Here is a 23,781-nt window from a genome sequence, read left to right as displayed (position 1 = left end):
CTAACGAGTCGGGCCGTCTACAGGCCCGCGTGCCGGTTGACGTCCTTGTAGAGCAGGTAGCGGAACACCCCGGGCCCGCCGGCATAGCAGGCCTGCGGGCAGAAGGCACGCAGCCACATGAAGTCGCCGGCCTCGACCTCCACCCAGTCCTGGTTGAGCAGGTAGACGGCCTTGCCCTCGAGCACGTAGAGGCCGTGCTCCATGACGTGCGTCTCGGGGAAGGGGATGGCGCCGCCGGGACGGAAGGTCACGATGTTGACGTGCATGTCGTGGCGCAGGTCCGCGATGTCGACGAAGCGGGTCGTGGACCAGGACCCGTCGGTGTCGGGCATCGCGACCGGGTCGACGTCCTGCTCGCGCGTGACGAACGCAGGAGGCACGTCGAGTCCGGGCGCGGGCGCGTAGGCCTTGCGGATCCAGTGGAAGGTGGCGTTCGCGCCCGAGGCGTTGTGCAGGGTCCAGGACGCGCCGGGCGGGAGGAAGGCGTACGACCCGGGCGCGAGCTCGTGGGTCGTGCCGTCGAGGGTCAGTCGCGGCGCGCCGTCGACGACGAACAGCACCGCCTCCGCGGCCGGGTCGGACTCGGGTGCGTCCGACCCGCCGCCGGGCGCGACCTCGACGACGTACTGGCTGAAGGTCTCGGCGAAGCCGGACAGCGGCCGGGCGAGCACCCACATCCGCATCCCCGACCAGCCGGGGAGGTAGGACGCGGTGATGTCGCTCAGCGTCCGCCGCGGGATCACGGCGTAGGCGTCGGTGAACCGCGCGCGGTCGGTGGTCAGCGCCGTCTGGGGCGGCAGGCCGCCCCGGGGCACGTAGTAGGTCATCGCCTTCCCCTCTCCAGCAGTCGTCCCCGTGGGGCGTCGTCGTCGACGGTCGCGCCGCGCAGCCAGGTCTCGCGGACGACGCCGAGCAGGCGGCGGCCGGCGTAGGCCGAGACCGGGTTGCGGTGCCGCAGCCGGGCGACGTCGACGGTGAACGAATCGTCCGGCGCGAACCGGACCAGGTCGGCGTCCGCGCCGACGGCGATCCGGCCCTTGTGGGCGAGCCCGCACCGCTCGGCGGGCGCGCTCGCCATCCAGCCGACGACCTCGGCCAGCGTCCGGCCGCGCCCGCGGGCGCCGGTCCACACCGCGGGCAGGCCCAGCTGGACGGACGCGATCCCGCCCCACGCCGCGCCGAAGTCGCCGGCGCCGCGCTGCTTGAGCTCGGCCGTGCACGGCGAGTGGTCGGAGACGACGAAGTCGATGTCGCCGGCGTCCAGTGCCGCCCAGAGCGCCTCCCGGTTGTCGGCCTCGCGGATCGGCGGGCAGCACTTGAGCTCGGTCGCGCCGTCGCCGATGTGCTCGGCGTCGAAGGTCAGGTAGTGGGGGCAGGTCTCGACGCTCACGTCCACGCCCTCGGCGCGGGCGGCGCGCAGCAGGGGGACGGCGCCCGCGCTGCTCAGGTGGACGATGTGCGCCCGGCCGCCGCTGGTCCGCGCCCGGTCGACGACCAGCCCGATCGCGGTCTCCTCGGCCGCGCGCGGGCGCGACGCCAGGAAGCCGGCGTACCGGACGCCGTCGAGCGCGCCGTCGTCGATCAGCGAGCCGTCCTCGGCGTGCACGATCATCAGCGCCCCGAGCCGCGCCGTCTCCTCCAGGGCGAGGGCGAACGCGCCGGGGTCGAGATGACCGAACTCCTCGACCCCCGAGTCGAGCAGGAAGCACTTGAACCCGAACACACCCGCCCGGTGCAGGGACTCGAGATCGCCGAGGTTGCCGGGCACCGCGCCGCCCCAGAAGCCGACGTCGACCCGCACCTGGCCGCGTGCCGCCTCCTGCTTGACCCGCAGGTGCTCGACGGTCGTGGTGGGCGGGACGGAGTTGAGCGGCATGTCGAGGATCGTGGTGACGCCCCCGGCCGCGGCGGCCGCGGTGGCGCTGGCGAAGCCCTCCCACTCCGTGCGGCCGGGCTCGTTGACGTGCACATGGGTGTCGACCAGGCCGGGCAGCAGCACCTCGTCGTCCTCCAGCGTGACGATGCGGGCAGCGGCGGGCGGCTCCGAGAGGCCCGCCACCACGGCGATCCGCCCGTCCGCGACGCCCACCGACACCGCACGCTCCTCGCCGTCCACGATCGCCCGCCGCGCCCGGACGACCAGGTCGAGCTCAGCTGCCACGGTAGGTCGAGTAGCCGTAGGGACTGAGCAGCAGCGGCACGTGGTGGTGCTGGCCGGCGTCGGCGATCGTGAACACCACGACCACCTCGGGATAGAAGCCGGTGGCGTACGACGCCGTGTCGAACCGCAGCACGTAGTCCCCCTCCCCCAGCTCCGGACCGAGGGCCGCCACCCGGCCGTCGGCGTCGGTGACGCCCTCGCCGAGCGGCTCGCCGGCGCGGGTCTCCAGCCGGACCGGTACGCCGGCGGCCGGGCGGCCGGCCGCGGTGTCGAGGACGTGGGTGGACAGGGTGCTCATCTCGGGGTCCCTGCGGAGTTGTTCGGAGGAGCGAAGCGGGGAGAAGAACTTCGTGGGGTGAGTTCACGAGATGAGCTCCTCGAGCCGGAGCAGGGCGATCTGGCGCAGGTTGTCGACGGTCTCGGCGCGCTCGGCCTCGTCGTCGTTGCGCATCCGGCGCTCGAGCTCGCCGAGGATCGCCTCGGCGTCCCGGCCGGCCGCGCGGATCAGGAAGACCCGGCCGAAGCGCTCCTCGTAGGCGGCGTTCCCGGCCGCCAGCCGGGACGCCGTGTCGCCGGCAGCGGGGTCGACGCCGGACTGCTCCCGTCGCGACTGCGCTCCCCCACGCTCGCCGATCCGGGGTGGCTCGCGAGCGCCTGGTCCAGCTCGGTGCCGCTGAGCGAGCGGGCGGCGGCGGCCGCGGCGGACAGCAGCGCCGGGGCGTCGTCGTACGGCATCCCGGCGAGGACGTCGTCGGCCCACCGCGGGACGGCGAGGCAGGCCAGCAGGCCGGCGCGCGTGACCCTCACGCCGGCCATCAGCAGAACCCCGCGACCGCGAGCCAGGCGTCGCCGGCGGGCGGCGCGTCGTCGCGGAGGACCTGGGCCTCGATCAGGCCGTAGGGCCGGTCCGCGGCGACGAAGACCTCGCCCTCGTTGGTCAGCCCGTCGACGCGGAAGCCGCTGAAGTCGACCAGGAAGTGGTGCTTGTTGGGCGCGGAGAAGCGCACCTCGGCCAGGCCGGGCTGGGCGTCGAGGAGCGCCCCGCCCATCGCGTGGAGGGTCTCCTGCAGGGCGCGCGAGTAGGTGCCGGCGAAGGTCCGCAGGAGCGTGGCGAGCGCGGCGTCGTACGACGCGTTCCAGTCGACGTCGGTCGAGCCGTGCCGCCAGCGGGCGACCAGCGAGGTCGCGAGGATCCGGTCGTCGGCCTCGGGCAGCGTCGTGAGCTCGTCGACGAGGAAGCCCTTGAACTCCGAGTCGGTGGTGTTGAGCAGGACCAGCTCCTGGATCCCGGACAGCACGTGCGCCTCGTCGCGCCCGACGGTCGCCACGGCGGTCCGCACGCCGCCGCCGCGCCGCGCGAACGAGTGGTCGCCGATCCGGTCCCAGGCGTACCGCTCGACCTTGATCTGCGCCTGCTCCGCCGCCGGGCAGGCCTCCAGCAGCCGCCGGCCGAGCGCGAGCGCATAGTCCTCGATCGAGGACACGCCGTGGAGCTTGGCGTAGGCGAACGCGGTGTTCTTCTGGGTGTCGGTCGGCAGCACTCGCGACTGGTCGCCCGTGGTGTGCGCGGCGGCGAAGTCGCCGCGCAGCGCGGTGGAGACGTTGAGATCGTGGATCTCGTGCACCGGTGTGTCGCGGACGATGCGCACCACGCGCGTCTCCGCCTTGCCGTACTGGTTGGCGCCCAGGCGATGGGTCATCCGTCACTCCTCAGCTGCTGGCCGGCGGCCAGCTGTCGCAGGTTGTCCGGGGTGAGCGGCAGCGCCGTTGCCACCTCGGCCGGGTCGACGGCGCCGCAGTCCAGCCCCCGCAGGACGTACGACGCGAGCGCGCGCGCCGTCGCCGGCTCGTCGGCGATCCCGCCCTCGGTCCGCCGGGCGTAGTCGTCGAGGCGGGCCAGCGCCCGCGGCAGCCCGGAGCGGTAGAAGGCGTAGGTGGCGGCGTACCGGGTGGGCAGCTGGCCCGGGTGCAGGTCCCAGCCCTGGTAGAAGCCGTGCTCCAGGGAGCGACGGACCAGCCGGTGGTGGCCGGCCCAGGCGGCGCGCACCTCGGCGGGGCTCCCGACCGGCAGGATGTTGGTCGAGCCGTCGGAGAGCCGGACGCCGGTGCCGGCCGCGGCGGCCTGCATCACGAGCTTGGCGTGGTCGGCCACCGGGTGCGCCAGGGACTGCTGCTCGGCGGCGATGCCGCAGAACGCCGAGTAGTCGTAGGTCCCGTAGTGCAGGCCGGTCAGCCGCGCGCCGGCGGCGTGCACCATCCGCGCGACCAGCGCTGTGCCGTCGGAGCCGAGGATCGACTGCGGTGTCTCGACCTGGATCTCGAAGCGCAGCGCCCCCTCGCCCAGGCCGAGCCGCTGCTCCAGGGTCGCGCAGGCGTGGACCATCGCCTCGACCTGGTCGACGCTGGTCACCTTGGGCAGCGTCGCGACCCAGCCGGCGAGGTCGCCGCCGGCCTCGGCGAAGGCGGCGAGGTACGCCGTGAGGGTGCGCACCGACCGCGTCCGGGTGGCGGGGTCCAGGCTCTTGACCCGGATGCCGCCGAACGGCGCTGCCGCACCGTCGCTCCGGCTGGCCGCGAGCGCGGCCGCGGCCCGGGTCGCGTCGGCGTCCTCGTCCGCGTCGCTCCTCCCGAGATAGCCGTCCTCGAAGTCGACCCGCAGGTCCTCGACCGGCTCGCTCGCGAGCTTGGCCCGCACCCGGGCGACGACGTCGTCGTCGCCGACCAGCTCGGCGAAGGCGTCCGCATGCTCGTCGAGAGCGGCCAGCGCAGCGGCGCCGTGGCGCGGCACCAGGCCGGCGTCGTACCGGTCGGCGGGGACGTAGACGGTGTGCACGGGCTGCCGGCCGGGCCGCTCCCCCGGATAGTCGCGGGCCAGCGCCGCGTCGGCCTCCGCCAGCCGCGCGTCGAGCTCCGCCGTCAGGGCGACGGCGAGCGTGTCGGCGCGGACCACTACGCCTTCACCTCACGGCGGTGCCGGTGCAGGATCGGCTCGGTGTAGCCGGAGGGCTGGGCCAGTCCGTCCAGCACCAGCGCGCGGGCGGCGGCGAACGCGTGGCCGTCGAAGCCCGGTCCCATCGGCCGGTAGCCGTCGGCGGCCTGCTGCTCGTCGACCACGGCCGCCATCCGCCGCAGCGCGGCCTCGACCTCGTCGAGGGTGACCACGCCGTGGCGCAGCCAGTTGGCGACGTGCTGGCTGGAGATCCGGCAGGTGGCGCGGTCCTCCATCAGCGCGACGCCGTGGATGTCGGGGACCTTCGAGCAGCCGATCCCGTCGTCGATCCAGCGTTTGACGTAGCCCAGGACGCCCTGGAGGTTGTTGTCGATCTCCGCGGCCCGCTCCTCCGCCGTCCACGCCGCCACCTCGTCCTCGCCGGCGAGCGGGACGGTGAGGAGCTGCTCGACCGTCGTACGCCGGGTGCCCGCGAGCTCGCGCTGCCGGGCGGCGACATCCACCTCGTGGTAGTGCAGGGCGTGCAGCGTGGCCGCGGTCGGCGAGGGCACCCAGGCGCAGCTCGCGCCGGCCCGCGGGTGGGCGACCTTCTGCTCGACCATCGCGGCCATCGCGTCGGGCATCGCCCACATGCCCTTGCCGATCTGGGCGCGGCCGGCGAGCCCGCAGGCGAGGCCGATGTCGACGTTCTGATCCTCGTAGGCGGCGATCCAGGTGGTCCCCTTCATGTCGGCCTTGCGGATCATCGGCCCGCCGAGCATCGAGGTGTGCAGCTCGTCGCCGGTGCGGTCCAGGAAGCCGGTGTTGATGAACGCCACCCGGCCGCGAGCGGCGTGGATGCAGGCCTTGAGGTTGGCTGACGTGCGCCGCTCCTCGTCCATGATCCCGAGCTTGACGGTGTTGCGTGGCAGCGCGAGCAGGTCCTCGACGGCGGCGAAGAGGTCGTCGGTGAACGCGACCTCCTCGGGGCCGTGCATCTTCGGCTTCACGGCGTACATCGCGCCGGCGCGGGAGTTGGCGAGCTCCGCGCGGCCCTGGAGGTCGGGCAGGCTGCACAGCGCGGTGAGGATCGCGTCCAGGACGCCCTCGGGCACCTCCGCGCCGTCGAGGAGGATCGCGTCGGTGGTCATCAGGTGGCCGACCTGCCGGACGAAGAGCAGCGACCGGCCCGGCAGGGTGACCGGGCCGTCCGCGCCGTCGTAGGCCCGGTCGCGCGCGAGGCCGCGCACGAAGGTGCGCCCGCCCTTGGTCACCTCGGCGGCCAGGGTGCCCTGGTTGAGCAGCAGCCAGTTGCGGTAGCCCGCGACCTTGTCGTCGGCGTCGACCGCGGCGACGGAGTCCTCGAGGTCCATGATCGTGGAGATCGCGGCCTCCAGCAGCAGGTCCTTGACGCCGGCCGGGTCGTCGCGGCCGATCGGGTCCTCACGGTCGAGCTGGATCTCGACGTGCAGCCCGTGGTGCACCAGCAGCACGCCCTCGGGCGCCTCCGGGTCCCCGCGCCACCCGACCAGCTGGGCCGGGTCGGCCAGCGCGGGGACCAGCGTGCCGTCGTCGACGGTGTACCCCGTCGCGTCGGCGTGCGAGCCGCTCTCGAGGGGGAAGTGCGCGTCGAGGAAGGCCTTGGCGCGGCGGATCACCTCGGCGCCGCGCACCGGGTTGTACGACGTCCCGCGCTCGCGGCCGTCGTCCTCGGGGATCACGTCGGTGCCGTAGAGCGCGTCGTACAGCGAGCCCCAGCGGGCGTTGGCGGCGTTGGCGGCGAACCGCGCGTTGAGCACGGGGACGACGAGCTGGGGGCCGGCCTGGAGCGCGACCTCCGCGTCGACCTCCCCGGGGTCGATCCGGAAGTCGGCGGGCTCGTCGACGAGGTAGCCGATCTCGCGCAGCATCGCGACATAGGCGGCCTGGTCCCGCACCGGACCGGGGTGGGCCGTGTGCCAGGCGTCGAGCCGGCGCTGCAGCTCGGCGCGGCGCTCCAGCAGCGCCCGGTTGCGGGGTGCGAAGGCCGCCAGGATCGACTCCACGCCCTCCCAGAAGACGGCCTCGTCCACGCCGCTGCCGGGCAGCGCCTCGTCGCGCACGAAGGCGTGCAGGACGGGGGCCACCCGGAGCGCCCCGAGGGCGATCCGGTCGTCTGCCTGCTGTACTGCCATGCTCAGAGCCTCTCTGCCAGGTGGGCGGGACCGGATGTGCCGCTCGTGGGCTGCGCGGCCGTGAGCAGCGCGGCCGCGACGGAGACCGCGATCGCCGCGGGATCCTTGCTGGCGGTGACGCCGGGCAGGCCGATCGGCGTCTCGACCCGGTCGACGACGTCGTCCGGCAGGCCGGCGGCGGCGAGCTGGACGCGGAACCGCGCCCACTTGGCGCTCGACCCGATCAGCCCGATCGAGCCGAGGTGGTCGGTGCGCAGCGCGGCGTCGATGATGGCGAGGTCCTCGGCGTGGTCGTGGGTCAGCACGAGGACCCGGGTGCCGGGCGGCAGCCCCGCGAGCGCCAGCTCGGGCAGCACCGGCATGTGGTGGGTGTGGACGGCGGCGACCGCGTCGGCGAGGGGCGCGAGCCGGTCCGGGGCGAGCTGGTCCGCGCGCGAGTCGACGAGGTGGAGGTCGAGGTCGTGGCGGGCCAGGATCCGGGCGATCTCGAGGCCGACGTGGCCGAGCCCGAAGACCGCGACCGAGGGTACGACGGGCAGCGGCTCGAGCAGGACGGTGACCTCGCCGCCGCAGCACTGCACGCCGTGCTCGGAGGGTGCCCTGTCGGAGAGGCTGGCGGTGAAGGACTCGGGTGCGACGGCGGGATCGGCCAACAGCTCTCGCGCGCGGCGTACCGCACGCTCCTCGAGGGGACCGCCGCCGATCGAGCCCCAGGTGTCCGCGGCGGCGACGACCATCTTGGCGCCGGCCTCGCGCGGCGCGTGGCCGCGGACCCCGGCGACCGTCACCAGCACGCCCGCCCGGCGGGTCGCGCGCAGCTCGGCCACGGCCTGGAACCACGTGGTCATGACGCCTCCCGTGCGGCCGAGAGGGCCCAGTAGACCGCCTCCGGGGTGGCCGGCGAGGCCAGCTCGACCGGCCGTCCAGGCGGGCCGAACGCCGCGCACGCGTCTCGCAGGGCCTCACGGACGCTGAACGCGAGCATGAGCGGCGGCTCCCCCACGGCCTTGGATCCGTAGACGACGCCGTCCTCGTGGGCCCGCTCGAGCAGGGTGACGTTGAAGACCTCGGGCATCTCCGAGAGGGACGGGATCTTGTACGTCGACGCGGCGTTCGTGGTGAGCCGGCCCCGGCCCGGCCCGGTGGACTCGTCCCAGCGCAGGTCCTCGAGCGTCAGCCAGCCGGCGCCCTGCACGAAGCCGCCCTCGATCTGGCCGACGTCGACGAGCGGCGAGAGGCTGTCGCCGACGTCGTGCACGATGTCGACCCGCCGGGTCGTGGACGCGCCGGTGAAGCCGTCGACCTCGACCTCGGCGACCGCGGCGCCGTACGCGAAGTACTTGAACGGCGACCCGGTCATGGTCGCGGCGTCCCAGGAGAGGCCCTCGGTCTTGTAGAAGCCGGCCGCCCACAGCTGGACCCGCTGGTGGTAGGCCGCGGCGACGAGCTCCTCCCACGACGCGTCCGGCGCTCCGCCGTCGCGCAGGGAGGCGCGGACCGGCGCCAGCCGGCCGAGGATCTGCTCGCAGGCGTCCTTGATGGCCCCGCCGTTGAGGTCGGCGCCCGCGCTCGCCGCGGTCGCGGAGGTGTTGGGCACCTTGTCGGTGCGGGTCGGCGCGAGCCGCACTCGCGCGAGCGGTACGCCGAGGGCGGTCGCGGCGACCTGGAGCATCTTGGTGTGCAGCCCCTGGCCCATCTCGGTGCCGCCGTGGTTGATCAGCACCGAGCCGTCCTTGTAGACGTGCACGAGGGCGCCGGCCTGGTTGAAGGTGGTGAAGTTGAAGGAGATGCCGAACTTCACCGGGGTGATCGCGATCCCGCGCTTGGCCCGGGGATGGGCGGCGTTCCACCGGTCGATCTCGGCGCGCCGCGCGATCAGGCCGGCGGACGCGGAGACCTGGTCCCACACCGCCGCCAGCCGCTCGGCGTGCCGCACCGGCTGGCCGTACGGCGTGGTCTGGCCCTCCCGGTAGAGGTTGCGGCGGCGCAGCTCGGCCGGGTCGAGGCCGAGCAGCGGCGCGCAGCGGCCGAGGATGTCCTCGATGACCAGCATGCCCTGGGGGCCGCCGAAGCCGCGGAAGGCGGTCTGGGAGGTCTTGTTGGTCCTCGCGATCCGGCCGTGGACGGTGAGCGCGGGGATCCAGTAGGCGTTGTCGATGTGGCACAGCGCGCGGGACAGCACCGGCTCGGAGAGGTCGAGGCTCCAGCCTCCGTCGGAGGTCAGCGTCGCCTCGAGGCCGGCGAGCAGGCCGTCGCGGTCGAAGCCGACCCGCCAGGTGGCGTGGAAGCCGTGCCGCTTGCCGGTCATCGACATGTCCTGCGCGCGGGTCAGCCGCACCCGGACCGGGCGCCCGGTCAACGTGGCGCCCAGCGCCGCGACGGCGGCGAGGCCGTGCGGCTGCATCTCCTTGCCCCCGAAGCCGCCTCCCATCCGCAGGCACTGGACGGTCACGGCGTGGCTCGGCACGCCGAGCACGTGGGCGACGATCTCCTGGGTCTCGGTCGGGTGCTGGGTGCTGGCCTGCACGAAGACCTGGCCGCTCTCGTCGACCTGGGCCAGCGAGCAGTGGGTCTCGAGGTAGAAGTGCTCCTGCCCGGCGAACGCCGTGGTGCCGGTGAGGACGTGCTCGGCGTCGGCCAGCGCGTTCGCGGCGTCCCCGCGGCGCAGCGTCGGCCGTGCGCCCTGGAAGGACTCCGCCGCGATCGCCTCCTCGACGGTGACGACGGCCGGCAGCTCGTCGTACTCGACGACGACGGCGGCGGCACCGCGGCGGGCCGCCTCGAGGGTCTCGCCGAGGACCCAGCACACGGCGTGGCCGTGGTACATGATCTCGTCGGGGAACAGCGGCTCGTCGTGCTTGACGCCCGCGTCGTTGACGCCGGGCACGTCGGCCGCGGTGAGCACCCGCACCACGCCGGGCACGTCGTGGGCCGGGCTCACGTCGAGCCGGGCGATCCGCGCGTGCGCGACCTGGGCCTGGACCGGATGGGCGTGCAGGACGGCGGGCAGCCGGCCGACCAGGTCGTCGGTGTAGAGCGCCTGTCCAGTTACGTGCAGGGCGGCCGCCTCGTGATGGAGCGCCGCGCCGACGACCGCGTCGTCGGGCCGCCGCGACAGCGGGGTCGTGGTGGGTGCGGACTCGGTCGTGGTCATGCCGGCACCGCCTCGACGTACAGCTTGCGGAGTGCCTGGCCGAGCATGGCGACGCGGTAGTCGGCGCTGGAGCGCTGGTCGGAGATCGGGGTGCCCTCGCCGGCCATCGCCGCGGCGGCCTCGTCGACCGTGTCCGCGGTCCACGGCCTGCCCTCGAGCGCCGCCTCCGTGGCCAGCGCCCGGATCGGGGTGGCGGCCACCCCGCCCAGGCCGATCCGCGCCCTGCGCACCACGCCGTCGGCGACGTCGATCGCGAAGCCCGCTGCCACCGAGGAGATGTCGTCGAAGGGCCGCTTGGCGATCTTGTGGAAGGCCGTGAGCGGGCTGGCCGGCAGCGGGACGACGACCTCCCGGATCAGCTCGTCGGGACGACGGACCGACGCGCGGTAGCCGGTGAAGTAGCCGGCCAGCGGCACCGTCCGCTCCCCTGCCGCCGAGACCAGGACCAGCGAGGCCTCCAGGGCCAGCAGCACCGGCGCGCTGTCGCCGATCGGCGAGCCGGTGCCGAGGTTGCCGCCGAGGGTCGCGCTGTTGCGGATCAGCCGCGAGGCGAACTGCGGCATCAGCGCCGCCAGCAGCGGCACCCGGCCGGCCAGCCGGCGCTCGATCTCGGTGAGCGTCAGGGCGGCGCCGATCCGCAGCTCGGTCGCCGTGAGGTCGAAGCCGCGCAGCTCGGGCAGCCGGTCCACGGCGACCATCGTCGTCGCCCGGCGGCCGCGGAGGTTGACCTCCACCCCCCAGTCCGTGCTGCCGGCGACGACCACGGCCCCGGGCTCGTCGAGCAGCGCGAGCGCCTCCGCCAGCGTGCCCGGGCGGAGGTACGCCGCCTCGTGGTCGCGCAGCTCGGCGGCCGCGGCCGCGGGCGGCGGAGCGGTGCGTCGCGCGGCCAGCGCGTCGCCCGCGGCGGGCTGGTCCAGCGCGTAGGCGGCGTCGCGGATCGGCCGGTAGCCGGTGCAGCGGCACAGGTTGCCGCCGATGGCGTGCAGGTCGAAGCCGTTCGCGCCGCGGTGCCCGCCCGGCGTACCGGCATCGTCGGCGCGGCCGGCCCGGTAGTACTCCGCGGCCATCGAGCACACGAAGCCCGGTGTGCAGTAGCCGCACTGGGAGCCGCCGCGCACCGCCAGCTCCCGCTGCACGGGGTGCAGCGCGTCGGGCGTGCCGAGACCCTCGGCGGTCACCACCTCCTGGCCGCCGAGGGCCGCCGCGGGAGCCAGGCAGGCGTTGACCGCGGTCCACTCGGTCGTGTCCGAGCCGTCGGGCGCGGGCCGAGCGACGAGCACCGAGCACGCGCCGCACTCGCCCTCGGCACACCCCTCCTTGGCGCCGGTCAGGCCACCGGCGCGCAGGAAGTCGAGCGCGTTCGTGTGGGGCGGCACTCCGGCGAGGGACCGGGCGACGCCGTTGACGACCACACTGTTCATCGGCTCTCCTGGCAGGGATCGGGGTGGGCGACGATGCCGTCGGCCCGGGCCTTCGGTCGGCAGGGTTGATCGCGACGGCCGCCGGCCTCGCTGCCGGCCGCCGTCGGGGCGTGCGCCTAGACGCCGTGCGCCACGCGCCCCCGAGTCCACGCGACCACGTGCACGTGCCGACGCAGGTCGGCCGACGTGCACAGGGGCGTTCTCACGGGGTGGTCCCTTCAGGAGAAGCGGAGACATCGAATGTAGCCGTCGCGCCGAGACAGGGTCAACGGCCGCGACGCGCTCGCGCCGAGCGCCTGGGATCCTGAGACGTGCCTCTTTCCACGGTGACGGTGCTCGGCAGCGCCAACCTCGACCAGATCGTCCACACCACGCGCCTGCCCGCCCCCGGTGAGACCGTCAGCACGACCGCGACCCGCCAGGGCCCCGGCGGCAAGGGCCTCAACCAGGCCGTCGCCGCGGCCCGCGCCGGCGGCACCGTCGCCTTCGTCGGCGCCGTGGGCCGCGACCCCGCCGGCGACGCGCTCCTCGCCCACCTGCGCGGGAACGACGTCCGCACGCAGCACGTCGCGCTCGTGGACGAGCCCACCGGCAGCGCCATCGTCATGGTCGACGACACCGGCGAGAACGCCATCCTCGTCACCGGCGGAGCCAACGGCAGCGTCGCTCCCCTCCCCCACGGCTCGGACGAGTGGCTCGACTGCGCGGTGCTCCTGATGCAGCTCGAGCTGCCCCCGGCGACCGTGCTCCGCTGCGCCCGGGCGGCCCGCGCTCGGGGCGTCCTCGTCGTCCTCAACGCCGCGCCCGCCGGCCCCCTCCCCGACGGCCTGCTCGACGCCGTCGACGTCCTGGTCGTCAACGAGCACGAGTGCCGCGCCCTGGCGGGGAGCGCCTCCCTGGACGACGCCGCCTCCCGGCTGGCCTCCCCCGTCCCCACCCTCGTGGTCACCCAGGGCGCCCGCGGCGCCCGGTGGTACGACCGGGGCCACCTCGCCGGCACCATCCCACCGCCCTCCGTGTCCGCCGTCGACACCACCGGCGCCGGCGACACCTTCTGCGGCGCCCTGGCCGCCTGCCTGGCCGCGGGCTCGCCGCTCGACGAGGTGCTGCGGTTCGCGGTGGTGGCCGGCGCGCTGAGCACGCAGGTGCACGGCGCCGACAGCGCTCCTCGGCTCGATGTCGTCCAGGAGGCGCTGGCTCGTCCGTAGTCACCCGCCGGCCGACCTCACGCGGCGTCCCGCGGGCCGCGGGCCGGCCCGCTCACGACAGCACGACCTGAGGCCGGTCACGGTCTCGAGATCGGTCGGCCTGGATCCGGTCGCACTCGCGCTCGAAGCCGCGGCAGAGTTGCTCGCGGTACCAGGCGTCCTGGTCGGGCGCGAAGAAGACTGGCCCTGCCCGAGTTCAGCCGGGGTGGCGACCGGCCGTGATCGGGCGCCTGTCGACCTCGCCGCGCAGGATCGCGGCGAGCTCCCGGGCCGCCGCCTGGAGCAGCGGGACCGCCCGGCCGACGAGATCGTCGGTCATCCGGGTGACGGGACCGGAGACGGACAGGGCCATCCAGGCGGGCGACGCGCTGTCGAGCGCGACGGCGACGCATCGGACCCCGATCTCCTGCTCCTGCTCGTCGAGGGCGAAGCCCCGCTCGCGGATCTGCCGCAGGTCGGCCATCAGGGCGTCGGGACTCTCGAGGGTGTGGGGCGTGGGCGTCGCCATGCCGGTCCGGTCCACGATCGCGCGAGCCTCGGAGTCGTCGAGCCGGGCCAGGAGCGCCTTGCCGACGCCGGTGCTGTGCAGGTCGACCCGACGGCCCACCTCGGTGAACATCCGCATCGCGAACCGCGACGGAGCCTGGGCGACGTACTCTGCCTGGAGGCCGCTCAGCACCGCGAGATTGGCGGTCTCGCCCAGCTCGGCGACCAGGTCGAGCAGCAGCGGCTCGGCGTCCGCGCCGATCAGGTCGTGCGCCGACTTGCCGAGCGCGACCAGCCGGGTGCCGAGGGCGTAGGTGCGGTCGGGCAGCTGCCGCACGTAGCCGCGCTCGACCAGGGCGCGGCAGAGCCGGTGCGCGGTGGGCGCGGCGAGACCCACCGCGGCCGCGATCTCCGCGAGCGGCATGCCCGCGCTCCGCGCGGCGATGATCTCGAGGATGTCCAGGGCGCGGTGCACGGTCTGGGCGCCCGTGGCCGCCCCGCGCTGCTCGGCCTGCGTTGACACCACCACGGCACCTCCCTAGAGTTTCATAGTCTGGAGCAACTATTCCATATAATGGAGTTTTGAGGAAGTGTCATGCAGCGAGCATCCGTCCACGGCCTGAGCGTCGCCCCCGAGCTCTTCGCCTTCGTGACCGAGGAGGCGCTCCCCGGCACCGGCCTGGACGCCGACCGGTTCTGGCGCGAGGCGGCCTCCCTCGTCGAGGAGCTCGCGCCCAGGATCCGCGCGGCGCTGGCTCGGCGGGAGGAGCTGCAGGCGGACCTCGATCGCTACCACGCCGAGGGCGACGGCGACGCGCCCGAGGCGTACGTCGAGCATCTCCGTGCCATCGGCTACCTCGTGGACGAGCCCGCCGACTTCACGATCTCCACCTCCCAGGTCGACGACGAGATCGCCTCCATCGCCGGCCCCCAGCTCATCGTCCCCGTGCTCAACGCGCGCTACGCGCTCAACGCGGCCAACGCCAGGTGGGGCTCGCTGTACGACGCGCTGTACGGCACCGACGCCATCGATGCCGGGGACCGCGACCACCCCGGGGGCTACGACCCGGTGCGCGGTGCCGCGGTCATCGCGCGCGCCCGGCAGTTCCTCGACGAGGCCGTGCCCCTCGCGTCGGGCAGCCACGCCGAGGCAACGGCGTACACCGTGGTGGACGGCCACCTCGCGGTCGAGACCGCTGCCGGCAGCGCGGCACTGAGCGACCCCGCCGCGTTCGCCGGCTACCAGGGATCCGCCGACTCCCCGACCGCGATCCTGCTCCGCCACCACGGCCTGCACCTCGAGCTGCGCATCGACCGGGAGCACCCCGTCGGCGCCACGGACGGCGCCGGGGTCTGCGACGTGGTGCTGGAGTCGGCGGTGACCACGATCGTCGACCTCGAGGACTCCGTCGCCGCGGTGGACGCGGCGGACAAGGTGTCCGCCTACCGCAACTGGCTCGGCCTGATGCGGGGCACGCTCCGGGAGAGCGTGACCAAGGACGGTCGCACCTTCGTGCGTGCGATGAACGGACCGCGGACCTACACCTCCCCCGACGGGGGCTCCCCCGTGGTCCTGCCCGGCCGCGCCCTCCTGCTGGTGCGCCAGGTGGGTCACCTGATGACGACCGACGCGATCCTCGACGCCCAGGGGCGCCAGGTCCCCGAGGGCATCGTCGATGCGTTGATGACCGGGCTCGGCAGCCTGCACGACCTGCGCGGCGACCGGGCCGGCGGCAACTCGCGCGCCGGCTCGGCGTACGTCGTGAAGCCCAAGCTGCACGGCCCCGACGAGGTGGCCCTCGCGTGCGAGATCCTGGCGCGGACGGAGCAGGCCCTGGACCTCCCGGACCTCACCTTCAAGCTCGGGATCATGGACGAGGAGCGGCGCACGTCGGCCAACCTCGCGGCCTGCATCCACGCGGCCAGGGACCGGGTCGCCTTCATCAACACCGGCTTCCTGGACCGCACCGGCGACGAGATGCACACGTCGATGCTGGCCGGGCCGATGCCCCGCAAGGGCGCGATGAAAGACCAGACCTGGATCAGGGCCTACGAGCAGCGCAACGTCGAGATCGGACTCGCCTGCGGATTCCGGGGCAGGGCCCAGATCGGCAAGGGGATGTGGGCCGCGCCCGACTCCATGGCCGCCATGCTCGAGCAGAAGATCGGTCACCCGCTCGCCGGCGCCAGCTGCGCCTGGGTGCCCTCCCCCACCGCCGCCACGCTCCACGCCCTGCACTACCACGCGGTCGACGTGCACGCCCGCCAGGACGAGCTCGCCGGGCAGCGGACCGCGACCCTGGAGCAGCTCCTCACCATCCCGCTCGGCGACCCCGCCGAGTGGGACGACGCCGCGCGGCGCGCCGAGCTCGACAACAACGTCCAGGGCATCCTGGGCTACGTCGTGCGCTGGGTGGACCAGGGCATCGGCTGCTCCAAGGTGCCGGACCTCTCCGGCACGCCCCTCATGGAGGACCGTGCCACCTGCCGGATCAGCGCCCAGCACGTGGCCAACTGGGTCCACCACAGGGTCGTCACGGTGGCCGAGGTGGACGAGTCGCTGCGACGCATGGCCCGCGTCGTGGACGAGCAGAACGCCGGCGACCCGGCGTACCGGCCGATGGCTCCCACCTACGACGGTGAGGCCTTCAGCGCCGCACGCGAGCTGATCATCGACGGTCGCGGACAGCCGTCCGGCTACACCGAGCCGATCCTGCACCGTCGTCGCCTCGCCCAGAAGACCGACGAGAAGGGAGCCAGTCGATGAGCATCGACCTGGAGACATGCCGCGCGATCATCGCCGCGGTCCGCGCCGAGGGCGAGGCGCGCCGGCTGAAGCCGCTGACGGTGGCCGTGCTCGACGCCGGCGGGCACGTCGTCGCCGTCGAGCGCGAGGACGGCGCCTCGATGAGCCGCTTCGAGATCGCCTTCGGCAAGGCGTACGGCGCCCTCGCCCTCGGCATGGGATCCCGATCGCTGATGGCCCGGGCGGAGCAGCAGGCGTACTTCGTCAGCGCCGTCGGTGCCGCCATCGGCGGTGCCCTGGTGCCCGTGCCGGGCGGAGTGCTCGTGCGGACCGCCGACGGCGAGCTCCTGGGAGCCGTCGGGGTCACCGGCGACAGCTCGGACAACGACGAGGCCGCAGCCGTCGCCGGCGTCGCCGCCGTCGGACTCGTGGCGCAGGCGGAGTGACCCGGGCATGAGCGCCGACCACGACGACGCGGGGCGCGTGCTGCCGCTCGGAGAGCATCGGCCACGCATCGACGAAGAGGCGTTCGTCGCTCCCGGGGCCGTTCGTCGGCCTGCTCGTGGATCAGCACCCACACGCGCAACGCCTGATCGGCGCCCAGGACAGTGAGCGGAAGAACTCATCGTCGGGCGCGCCCTCCCACTTCAACGACGTGGCCGCGAGCTGGGACTGGATCGACGCAGCTCCCTCCTCGGTGAGCGCTCCCGGCTAGTGTCCTGTCAGGTTGAAGCGCTGACATAGTCGGTGGTCATGGTGCGTGCATCGCAAGGCGGCCGTGCGAGGGCATACCGGGTCGTCTGTCGAGCGCGGCCAACGCCGCGAGGTGCGTGCCAGGGCTGCCGGATATGGCGGCGAATCAGCCTGACGGGACACTAGGACGGTGAGCTGGAGCTGAGGCACGAAGGCCGTCCTTCAATGGTGGGAACCGGTCGGTCGAAAGGATGGATGGTCAGAGGGTGAGTGGCTCGCGGTGGAGGACGACCTTGGTGGTGTGCGCCGCGTAGGCCTCGACCGCGTCCTCCCAGTCGGCGAGCAGGCTCGTGACACGTTCGGCCTCGAACCCGGTCTCGGCGATGAAGTCGAGCATCGCCGGCAGGTGAGGGCGGATGTGGGATACACCGACCTGGAGGGTGGCGCTGGTGGCGTACATGTCCATCACCGGAAGAAGGGTTCCGGTCCCGAGGTAGTAACCATTGCCCGTACAGATTCCCCCCGGGCGCAGCGCACGCAGGGCGTCACGCAGGCCCTGTCCGGTCGAGGACGCCTCCACCGCGACGTCGTACCGGTCGGTGATCACAGGCAACAGCGACTTGCTGCGCTTCTTCGACACCTTGTGCACCGTGGCACCGAAGCTCGCAGCGAGGTCCAGGCGGGCGTCGCGGTCATCGAAGTAATCGACCCGCTCCGCGCCGAGGAGTACGGCGAACCCCGCGGCGTACAGACCGATGCTCTGCGCCCCGCCGCCGATGACCAGTACCCGCCCGCCGGGTCGCTGCTCCAGCGCTGGCGCTACACCGCGCCAGGCGTCGGTGAGGTTGTCTCCCGCCGACGCGACCCGGAGCGGGTCCACAGCATCGGGGATGGTGACGAGCATGTGGTCGGCGAACGGGATCCGCAACGTGTCGGCGATGACCCCACCCCACGAGCCCGACATCGGGCCGAACCCGTAACAGGACAGCGTCTGACCGGGACTGGTGGGAACGAACGTCGAGCACTTCGCGGTCAGGCCGAGCTTGCACTCATAGCAGGCTCCACAGGAGACAGCCCACGGCACCACCACGACATCACCCACCCTCAGGTTCGCGACCGCATCTCCGACCGCAGTCACCTGGGCGATGGCCTCGTGACCGATCCCGAACGGACCCTCGAACGGGTTCGTGCCGATGATGTTCGCGACGACCGGGTCGACGACCCCGGACTTCATCGCCGCGTGCATCGCCTTGTGCTTCACACCATGCAGATGCAACGGCAACACGTCCCCGTCGCAACGACTCGCCACGAAGGGCCGCACCAGCACGTCGGTCTCCTCGACCAACACCGGGGCGGGCCGCTCGACCCAGTCGATCCGACCGGGCTTGATCACGTTCAGTTCTCGCATGACCCCTCCTTGATATGCTATTCAGCAGAGCATAATCATTGACCAGAAGGGACGCGAAGGTGGGAGCGACAACCGACACCAGGCAACGTATGGTGACCAGTGCGGCACTTCTGCTACGCGAACGAGGCGTGGCCGGCACCTCGGTGACCGGAGTCCTCCAACACAGCCACGGCCCGCGCGGCTCCGTGGGTCATCACTTCCCTGGCGGACGAAACGAACTGCTCACCGATGCTCTGCGGTGGGTCGGCGATCAGGTCAGCACCCAACTCCGGCAGGGCATCGACGCCGGACTCACCTCCGCGGAGCTGTTCCAGCAGATCTGCTTGCACTACCAACGACAACTCGCCTCGACCGGATACACCGCCGGATGCCCCATCGGCGCCGCCGCACAAGAGGCCTACGCCGACGACGACCTCGGCCCCGTGGTCGCCGACATCATCGACACCTGGACCGCGCTACTCGCCGAGTCGCTCGTCGCACACGGACACGAACCGAGCGAGGCAACCGATCTCGCGCTGCTCTGCGTCAGCACCCTGGAAGGCGCCATCACCATCTCACGAGTCCAACGCTCGGCACGTCCGATCGAACTGGCGCTGAACGCGATGCACCCGCTACTCAGGTGAGGTCACGACCGGGACGCTCACGTCCGGCGGCGGTTGCCGCCCGCCCCGCTGGATCGCACGAAACCCAACAGTCCCGCTGATGCTGAAGGTCGCCGACTTGCGGTCTCCCGCCCTTCTCCCGGACACCTGCAGACTGGAAGCATCTCGCTCACCACGTTCTTGAGAGGTGACCTCTGTGCCCATCGAGCTGACCGGACCGGCCGTCCCCGGAGGGGACGGGATCCTCACGTCGGGAGCCCTCGCCTCCGTCGCCGAGCTCCAGCGGCACTTCGGCCCGACACGCGACGAGCTGCGCGCCTACGCGCAGCTGCTGGTCAGGACCCGTCACCGCCGCGGCGCCATGGCTGTCGGCGGGATGGCGGCGTTCGCCCCGTTGTGCCGGGACAGGTCCCTCGCCGACGACTTCGCGGAGTTCCTGACCGTGCCGGCCTACGCGGTGGTCGCATGAGTGCCGTCGACCGGCGGGACCCCGCCGACCTGACCTCCCTGCTGGACCACGAGGAGCGGGCCGTCGCCGACTCGGTGCGCAAGTTCTGCGCGGACGCGGTCGACCCCTATGTGGCCGACTGGTTCGAGCGCGGCGAGATCCCCGGCGTCCGGGACCTGGCCCGCGAGCTCGGCTCCCTGGGCGTGCTCGGCATGCACCTGGAGGGCTACGGCTGCGCCGGCATGTCGGCCGTGCAGTACGGACTCGCCTGCCTCGAGCTCGAGGCGTCGGACTCCGGGATCCGGTCGCTGGTGTCGGTGCAGGGATCGCTGGCGATGTACGCGATCCACCGCTGGGGCAGCGAGGAGCACCGGCAGGAGTGGCTGCCGCGGATGGCCGCGGGCGAGGCGATCGGCTGCTTCGGGCTGACCGAGCCCGACGCCGGCTCCGACCCGGCCAGCATGCGCACCCGGGCCTGCCGCGACGGAGACGACTGGGTGCTCGATGGCCGCAAGATGTGGATCACCAACGGCTCGGTCGCCGACGTGGCCGTGGTGTGGGCGCAGACCGACGACGGCGTCCGCGGCTTCGTCGTCCCGACCGACACCGCCGGCTTCTCGGCGCCGCTGATCAAGCACAAGATGTCGCTGCGGGCCTCGGTCACCAGCGAGCTCGTGCTCGACGGGGTGCGTCTCCCCGGGGCGGCCGCCTTCCCGGAGGTCCGCGGGCTCAAGGGGCCGCTGTCGTGTCTCAACGAGGCCCGCTACGGCATCGTGTGGGGCGCGATGGGCGCCGCCCGCTCGGCGCTGCAGACGGCCCAGACCTACGCCGGCGAGCGCACCCAGTTCGGCAGGCCGATCGCCGGATTCCAGCTGACCCAGCAGAAGCTGGCCGACATGTACCTGGAGTACGCCAAGGGATTCCTCCTGGCGCTGCACCTGGGCCGGCTCAAGGACGCCGGTGAGCTGCGGTCCGAGCAGGTCAGCCTCGGCAAGCTCAACAACGTGCGCGAGGCCATCGAGATCTGCCGCACCGCCCGCACCATCCTCGGCGCCAACGGCATCTCCCTGGAGTTCCCGGTGATCCGGCACGCCAACAACCTGGAGTCGGTGCTGACCTACGAGGGCACCGTCGAGATGCACACCCTGGTCGTCGGCCAGGCGCTCACCGGCATCGCCGCGTTCCGGTGAGCGGGCCGATGGACGTCGCCTTCCTCTCCGCCGCCGCGCTGGCGGAGCGGACGTCCGTCGACGACGCGATCGAGGCGCTGGAGGGCTTCCTGCTCGGCGGCTTCGACCCGGACGACGACCCGGCCCGCACCGGCGCCGACGTCCCCGCGGGCCAGATCCTGCTGATGCCCGCCGCCTTCGGCGATCTCGCCGGGGTCAAGCTGGTGTCGATCGCGCCGGCCAACCCCGAGTGCGACCTGCCGCTCGTGCAGGCCGTGTACGTCCTGCTGGACGGCGGCACCCTCACACCGCTGGCGACCCTCGACGGGACCTACCTGACCACCTTCCGCACCTCGGCGGTGTCCGCCCTCGCTGCGCGCCGGCTGGCCCGGCCCGACAGCGGCCGGCTGGCGCTCTTCGGCGCCGGCGTGCAGGCCTGGGCGCACGCCCGGAGCCTGAGCGAGGTGCTGCCCCTGCGGCACGTCGACGTGGTGGGCCGCCGACGCGACCGGGTCGACGCGCTGGTGGCGAGGATCCGCGACGAGCTCGGCATCGAGGCGGCGTCCGCCGACGCAGGCGCGGTGGCGCGAGCCGACGTCGTGGCCTGCTGCACGACGGCGCGCGAGCCGCTGTTCGACGGCCGGCTGCTCCGCCCCGGTACGGCGGTCGTCGCCATCGGCGCCTACCAGCCGGACGCGCGGGAGCTGGACGACGCGACGCTCGCCGGCGCGAGCGTCGTGGTCGAGTCGCGGGGCTCGGCGCTGCGGGAGGCGGGCGACGTCATCCAGGCCATCAGGTCCGGCGCGATCACCACCGACGACCTGATCTGCCTGCGCGAGCTGGTGCTGGGCGAAGCCGGTCCGGCCGAGGACGCCGTCCGGGTCTTCAAGGGCACCGGGATGTCGTGGCAGGACCTGGCCGTGGCCGGTCTGCTGCACCGCCGCGCGAGCGGCTGACCACCCCCCGCACCACGCCGACGAGGGCGAGCAGCGTCGCGTCGTGGACGCCGTCGGGCAGCACCAGCACGATGTCGCGGGTGACGGACTCCCGCAACGGCACCCGGCGGATGCCGACGGTCGGGTTCAACCGCAGCATCAGGTCGGTCACCGGCGCGATGCCGACCCCCTCGGCGGCCAGCACCAGCGTCGCGGCGGTGTCGGTCACCTCGTGCACCACCGTCGGCTCGAACCCGTGCCGGCGGCACACCGTCCGCAGCGCCATGCCGTACGCGCTGTGCGCCGTGGGCATCACCCAGTCGGCCGAGTCCAGCTCGTAGAGGCTCGCCTCGCTCCGCGCGGCCAGCGAGTCACGCGGGCTCATCGCCAGCGCGAACGACTCCCGCCGCAGCCGCAGCAGCCGGATCCGCGGGTCGCGCGGCATCGGGGCGTCCGGGTAGTCGAGCCCGAAGGCGACGTCGACGTCGCCGAGTCGGACCGCCCTCGCGGCCTCGTCGACGTCGATCTCGCGGCTGCGTACCCCCAGCCGCGGGTAACGTGCCGCCGCCTCGCCGAGAACCGGCGCGAGAAGCGCGGCGGTGGTGCTCCCCCAGGTGCCCACGACGAGCGTGCCCGCCACCTCGCCGGCCCCGTCGGTGACCGCCCGGACGGCCCGGGACTCGGCGAGCAGCAGCCCCTCCGCGTGCTCGGCGAGCACCCGGCCGGCGTCGGTGAGGACCAGGTGCCGCCCCGCCTTGCGCAGCAGCGGCTTGCCGACCGAGCGCTCGAGCGCACTGATCTGCTGGGACGCCGCCCCCGCGGTATAGCCCAGCGCCTCCGCCGCCGCGGTCAGGCTGCCCCGCCGGACGAACTCGTTCAGCGTGGCGAGCTGGGTCAGGTTGAGCGGCACCCGTCGACTGTAGGCAGCGCGGGCCGCTCCTGTCGCCGGTGCGAGCACGCAGGTCGCCGACCCCGAGGTTCAGCAACGCTAAACCTTGGCCTTCACGATCTGTCGCTGGTCCTGCAGGGTCGGCGGGGCCGAGCATGGCGGAGACCACTCGATCCACCACGGGCAGGAGATCCACCGTGAGCGCCAAGGAGCTGCCGCGCCGGGCCGGCGTGCTGATCATCGGCGGCGGCGTGATGGGGGTCGCCACGGCCTACGAGCTGGCCGCCGCCGGCGTCGAGGACGTCGTCCTCGTCGAGCGCGACCAGCTCGGCGAGGGCTCGACCTGCAAGGCCGCCGGCGGCGTGCGTGCCCAGTTCTCCGACGAGGTCAACATCGCGCTGGGCGCACGCAGCCTGGAGACCTTCGAGCGGTTCGGCGAGCGGTTCGGCCAGGAGATCGACCTGCACCAGGTCGGCTACCTGTTCCTGCTGGACTCCGCCGAGGATGTCGCCGCGTTCGAGCGCAATGTCGCCCTGCAGAACGACCTCGGGGTCCCCAGCAGGATGATCAGCGTCGCCGAGGCCGAGCGGCTCTCGCCGCTGATCAGCACCGAGGGCCTGCTGGCCGCGGCGTACTCCCCCACCGACGGCCACTGCACCCCCGAGTCCGTCGTCCAGGGGTACGCCGTGGCGGCCCGGCGGGCGGGCGCCCGGCTGGTGACCGGCTGCGCCGCCCAGGGGCTCGAGGTCGTCGACGACCGGATCGTCGCGGTCGAGACCAGCCGCGGCCGGATCGAGACCGACACGGTGATCTGCGCCGCCGGCGCCTGGTCGCAGGAGGTCGGTGCCTGGGCGGGCGTGGACCTGCCCGTCGTCCCCCTGCGCCGCCAGATCCTGGTCACCGACCCGACGCCGCAGGTCGCCGACGACACCCCGTTCACCATCGACTTCGGCACCACCTACTACTTCCACCGCGAGGGACGAGGGCTGCTGGTCGGGATGTCGGACCCGGACGAGACGCCCGGCTTCAAGCTCTCCCGGTCCGAGGACTGGCTGCCCCGGCTGGCCGCGTCGCTGGAGCGTCGTACGCCGTCGCTGGTCGACGTCGGGATGGCCGCGGGCTGGGCCGGCCTCTACGAGATGACGCCGGACCACAACGCCCTCATCGGCGAGGCGAAGGATGTCTCGCGCTTCCTGTACGCCACCGGCTTCTCGGGTCACGGCTTCCTCATGGGGCCGGCGGTCGGAGAGGTGATGCGCGACCTCTACCTCGAGCGCGCGCCGTTCGTGGACGTGACCGGCCTGGCCGCGGAGCGGTTCGCGGACAGCACGATCCGACCCGAGCTGAACATCGTCTGA

At 73.4% G+C, this 23,781-nt stretch carries 20 protein-coding genes and 1 pseudogene; 8 read left to right on the top strand and 13 right to left on the bottom strand.

Annotated features, from left to right (window positions below):
• Positions 1-17 precede the first annotated feature (17 nt).
• The 10 genes and pseudogenes from FIV44_RS25725 to FIV44_RS25680 form a co-directional block, all read right to left on the bottom strand.
• A complete protein-coding gene (locus tag FIV44_RS25725) occupies positions 18-827 on the bottom strand; it encodes a bifunctional allantoicase/(S)-ureidoglycine aminohydrolase (protein ID WP_141006936.1) in 810 nt (269 codons plus the stop codon).
• Positions 824-2,161, bottom strand: a complete 1,338-nt coding sequence (gene allB / locus FIV44_RS25720) for an allantoinase AllB (RefSeq protein ID WP_141006935.1) — start codon at positions 2,159-2,161, stop codon at positions 824-826. Before allB ends, FIV44_RS25725 begins: the two co-directional genes overlap by 4 nt.
• Entirely contained in the window at positions 2,151-2,459 is a 309-nt protein-coding gene (gene uraH, locus FIV44_RS25715) for a hydroxyisourate hydrolase (protein WP_141006934.1), read from the bottom strand. The genes allB and uraH overlap by 11 nt, the downstream gene beginning before the upstream one ends.
• 63 nt (positions 2,460-2,522) lie before the next feature.
• A pseudogene (locus FIV44_RS25710) lies at positions 2,523-2,896 on the bottom strand (2-oxo-4-hydroxy-4-carboxy-5-ureidoimidazoline decarboxylase).
• Positions 2,897-2,976: 80 nt separating this feature from the next.
• Positions 2,977-3,861, bottom strand: a complete 885-nt coding sequence (pucL, locus tag FIV44_RS25705) for a factor-independent urate hydroxylase (RefSeq protein ID WP_141006933.1) — start codon at positions 3,859-3,861, stop codon at positions 2,977-2,979.
• Complete coding sequence (locus FIV44_RS25700) at positions 3,858-5,111, bottom strand: DUF6986 family protein (protein ID WP_141006932.1); 1,254 nt, start codon at positions 5,109-5,111, stop codon at positions 3,858-3,860. Before FIV44_RS25700 ends, pucL begins: the two co-directional genes overlap by 4 nt.
• On the bottom strand, positions 5,111-7,264 hold the full coding sequence (locus FIV44_RS25695; protein WP_141006931.1) for a malate synthase G: 2,154 nt from the start codon (positions 7,262-7,264) through the stop codon (positions 5,111-5,113). Before FIV44_RS25695 ends, FIV44_RS25700 begins: the two co-directional genes overlap by 1 nt.
• 2 nt (positions 7,265-7,266) lie before the next feature.
• Positions 7,267-8,112 (bottom strand): xanthine dehydrogenase accessory protein XdhC, encoded by an 846-nt coding sequence (gene xdhC, locus FIV44_RS25690; RefSeq protein WP_141006930.1) that lies wholly within the window; start codon positions 8,110-8,112, stop codon positions 7,267-7,269.
• The gene (gene xdhB / locus FIV44_RS25685; protein WP_141006929.1) at positions 8,109-10,418 is read right to left on the bottom strand and encodes a xanthine dehydrogenase molybdopterin binding subunit; all 2,310 of its coding nucleotides are present in this window, start codon (positions 10,416-10,418) and stop codon (positions 8,109-8,111) included. Before xdhB ends, xdhC begins: the two co-directional genes overlap by 4 nt.
• Complete coding sequence (locus tag FIV44_RS25680; RefSeq protein WP_141006928.1) at positions 10,415-11,839, bottom strand: xanthine dehydrogenase small subunit; 1,425 nt, start codon at positions 11,837-11,839, stop codon at positions 10,415-10,417. The genes xdhB and FIV44_RS25680 overlap by 4 nt, the downstream gene beginning before the upstream one ends.
• A 311-nt stretch (positions 11,840-12,150) precedes the next feature.
• On the opposite strand from FIV44_RS25680, the gene FIV44_RS25675 reads away from it, so the two are divergent.
• Positions 12,151-13,047: a ribokinase gene (locus tag FIV44_RS25675; RefSeq protein WP_141006927.1), complete on the top strand. Its 897-nt coding sequence runs from the start codon at positions 12,151-12,153 to the stop codon at positions 13,045-13,047.
• 196 nt (positions 13,048-13,243) lie between these two features.
• Here the strand turns inward: FIV44_RS25675 and FIV44_RS25670 are convergent, their stop codons facing one another.
• Complete coding sequence (locus FIV44_RS25670) at positions 13,244-14,059, bottom strand: IclR family transcriptional regulator (RefSeq protein ID WP_246086619.1); 816 nt, start codon at positions 14,057-14,059, stop codon at positions 13,244-13,246.
• A 69-nt stretch (positions 14,060-14,128) separates the two neighbouring features.
• On the opposite strand from FIV44_RS25670, the gene FIV44_RS25665 reads away from it, so the two are divergent.
• Together FIV44_RS25665 and FIV44_RS25660 are read left to right on the top strand one after the other, a co-directional pair.
• Complete coding sequence (locus FIV44_RS25665; protein ID WP_141006925.1) at positions 14,129-16,300, top strand: malate synthase G; 2,172 nt, start codon at positions 14,129-14,131, stop codon at positions 16,298-16,300.
• Entirely contained in the window at positions 16,297-16,725 is a 429-nt protein-coding gene (locus FIV44_RS25660; RefSeq protein ID WP_141006924.1) for a GlcG/HbpS family heme-binding protein, read from the top strand. Before FIV44_RS25665 ends, FIV44_RS25660 begins: the two co-directional genes overlap by 4 nt.
• A 506-nt stretch (positions 16,726-17,231) precedes the next feature.
• Here FIV44_RS25660 and FIV44_RS25655 read toward each other — a convergent pair.
• A complete protein-coding gene (locus tag FIV44_RS25655; protein ID WP_219996174.1) occupies positions 17,232-18,299 on the bottom strand; it encodes a zinc-dependent alcohol dehydrogenase in 1,068 nt (355 codons plus the stop codon).
• A 209-nt stretch (positions 18,300-18,508) separates the two neighbouring features.
• Here FIV44_RS25655 and FIV44_RS25650 point away from each other — a divergent pair, with 209 nt between their 5' ends.
• From FIV44_RS25650 to FIV44_RS25635, 4 genes are all read left to right on the top strand, one after another.
• On the top strand, positions 18,509-19,003 hold the full coding sequence (locus tag FIV44_RS25650; RefSeq protein WP_141006922.1) for a TetR/AcrR family transcriptional regulator: 495 nt from the start codon (positions 18,509-18,511) through the stop codon (positions 19,001-19,003).
• A gap of 175 nt (positions 19,004-19,178) precedes the next feature.
• Positions 19,179-19,451, top strand: a complete 273-nt coding sequence (locus tag FIV44_RS25645) for a hypothetical protein (protein ID WP_246086618.1) — start codon at positions 19,179-19,181, stop codon at positions 19,449-19,451.
• Positions 19,448-20,620, top strand: a complete 1,173-nt coding sequence (locus FIV44_RS25640; RefSeq protein ID WP_141006920.1) for an acyl-CoA dehydrogenase family protein — start codon at positions 19,448-19,450, stop codon at positions 20,618-20,620. The genes FIV44_RS25645 and FIV44_RS25640 overlap by 4 nt, the downstream gene beginning before the upstream one ends.
• Positions 20,617-21,555: an ornithine cyclodeaminase family protein gene (locus FIV44_RS25635; RefSeq protein ID WP_219996173.1), complete on the top strand. Its 939-nt coding sequence runs from the start codon at positions 20,617-20,619 to the stop codon at positions 21,553-21,555. Before FIV44_RS25640 ends, FIV44_RS25635 begins: the two co-directional genes overlap by 4 nt.
• Here the strand turns inward: FIV44_RS25635 and FIV44_RS25630 are convergent.
• A complete protein-coding gene (locus FIV44_RS25630) occupies positions 21,485-22,444 on the bottom strand; it encodes a LysR family transcriptional regulator (RefSeq protein ID WP_141006919.1) in 960 nt (319 codons plus the stop codon). The genes FIV44_RS25635 and FIV44_RS25630 overlap by 71 nt on opposite strands.
• Before the next feature lie 176 nt (positions 22,445-22,620).
• Between FIV44_RS25630 and FIV44_RS25625 the strand changes: the two genes are divergently transcribed.
• The gene (locus tag FIV44_RS25625; protein WP_246086617.1) at positions 22,621-23,781 is read left to right on the top strand and encodes an NAD(P)/FAD-dependent oxidoreductase; all 1,161 of its coding nucleotides are present in this window, start codon (positions 22,621-22,623) and stop codon (positions 23,779-23,781) included.

It is taken from the genome of Nocardioides humi (assembly GCF_006494775.1).
Taxonomy (GTDB): domain Bacteria; phylum Actinomycetota; class Actinomycetes; order Propionibacteriales; family Nocardioidaceae; genus Nocardioides; species Nocardioides humi.
The sequence above is the reverse complement of the archived record's forward strand: the minus strand, read 5'-3'. Positions and strand labels throughout refer to the sequence as shown.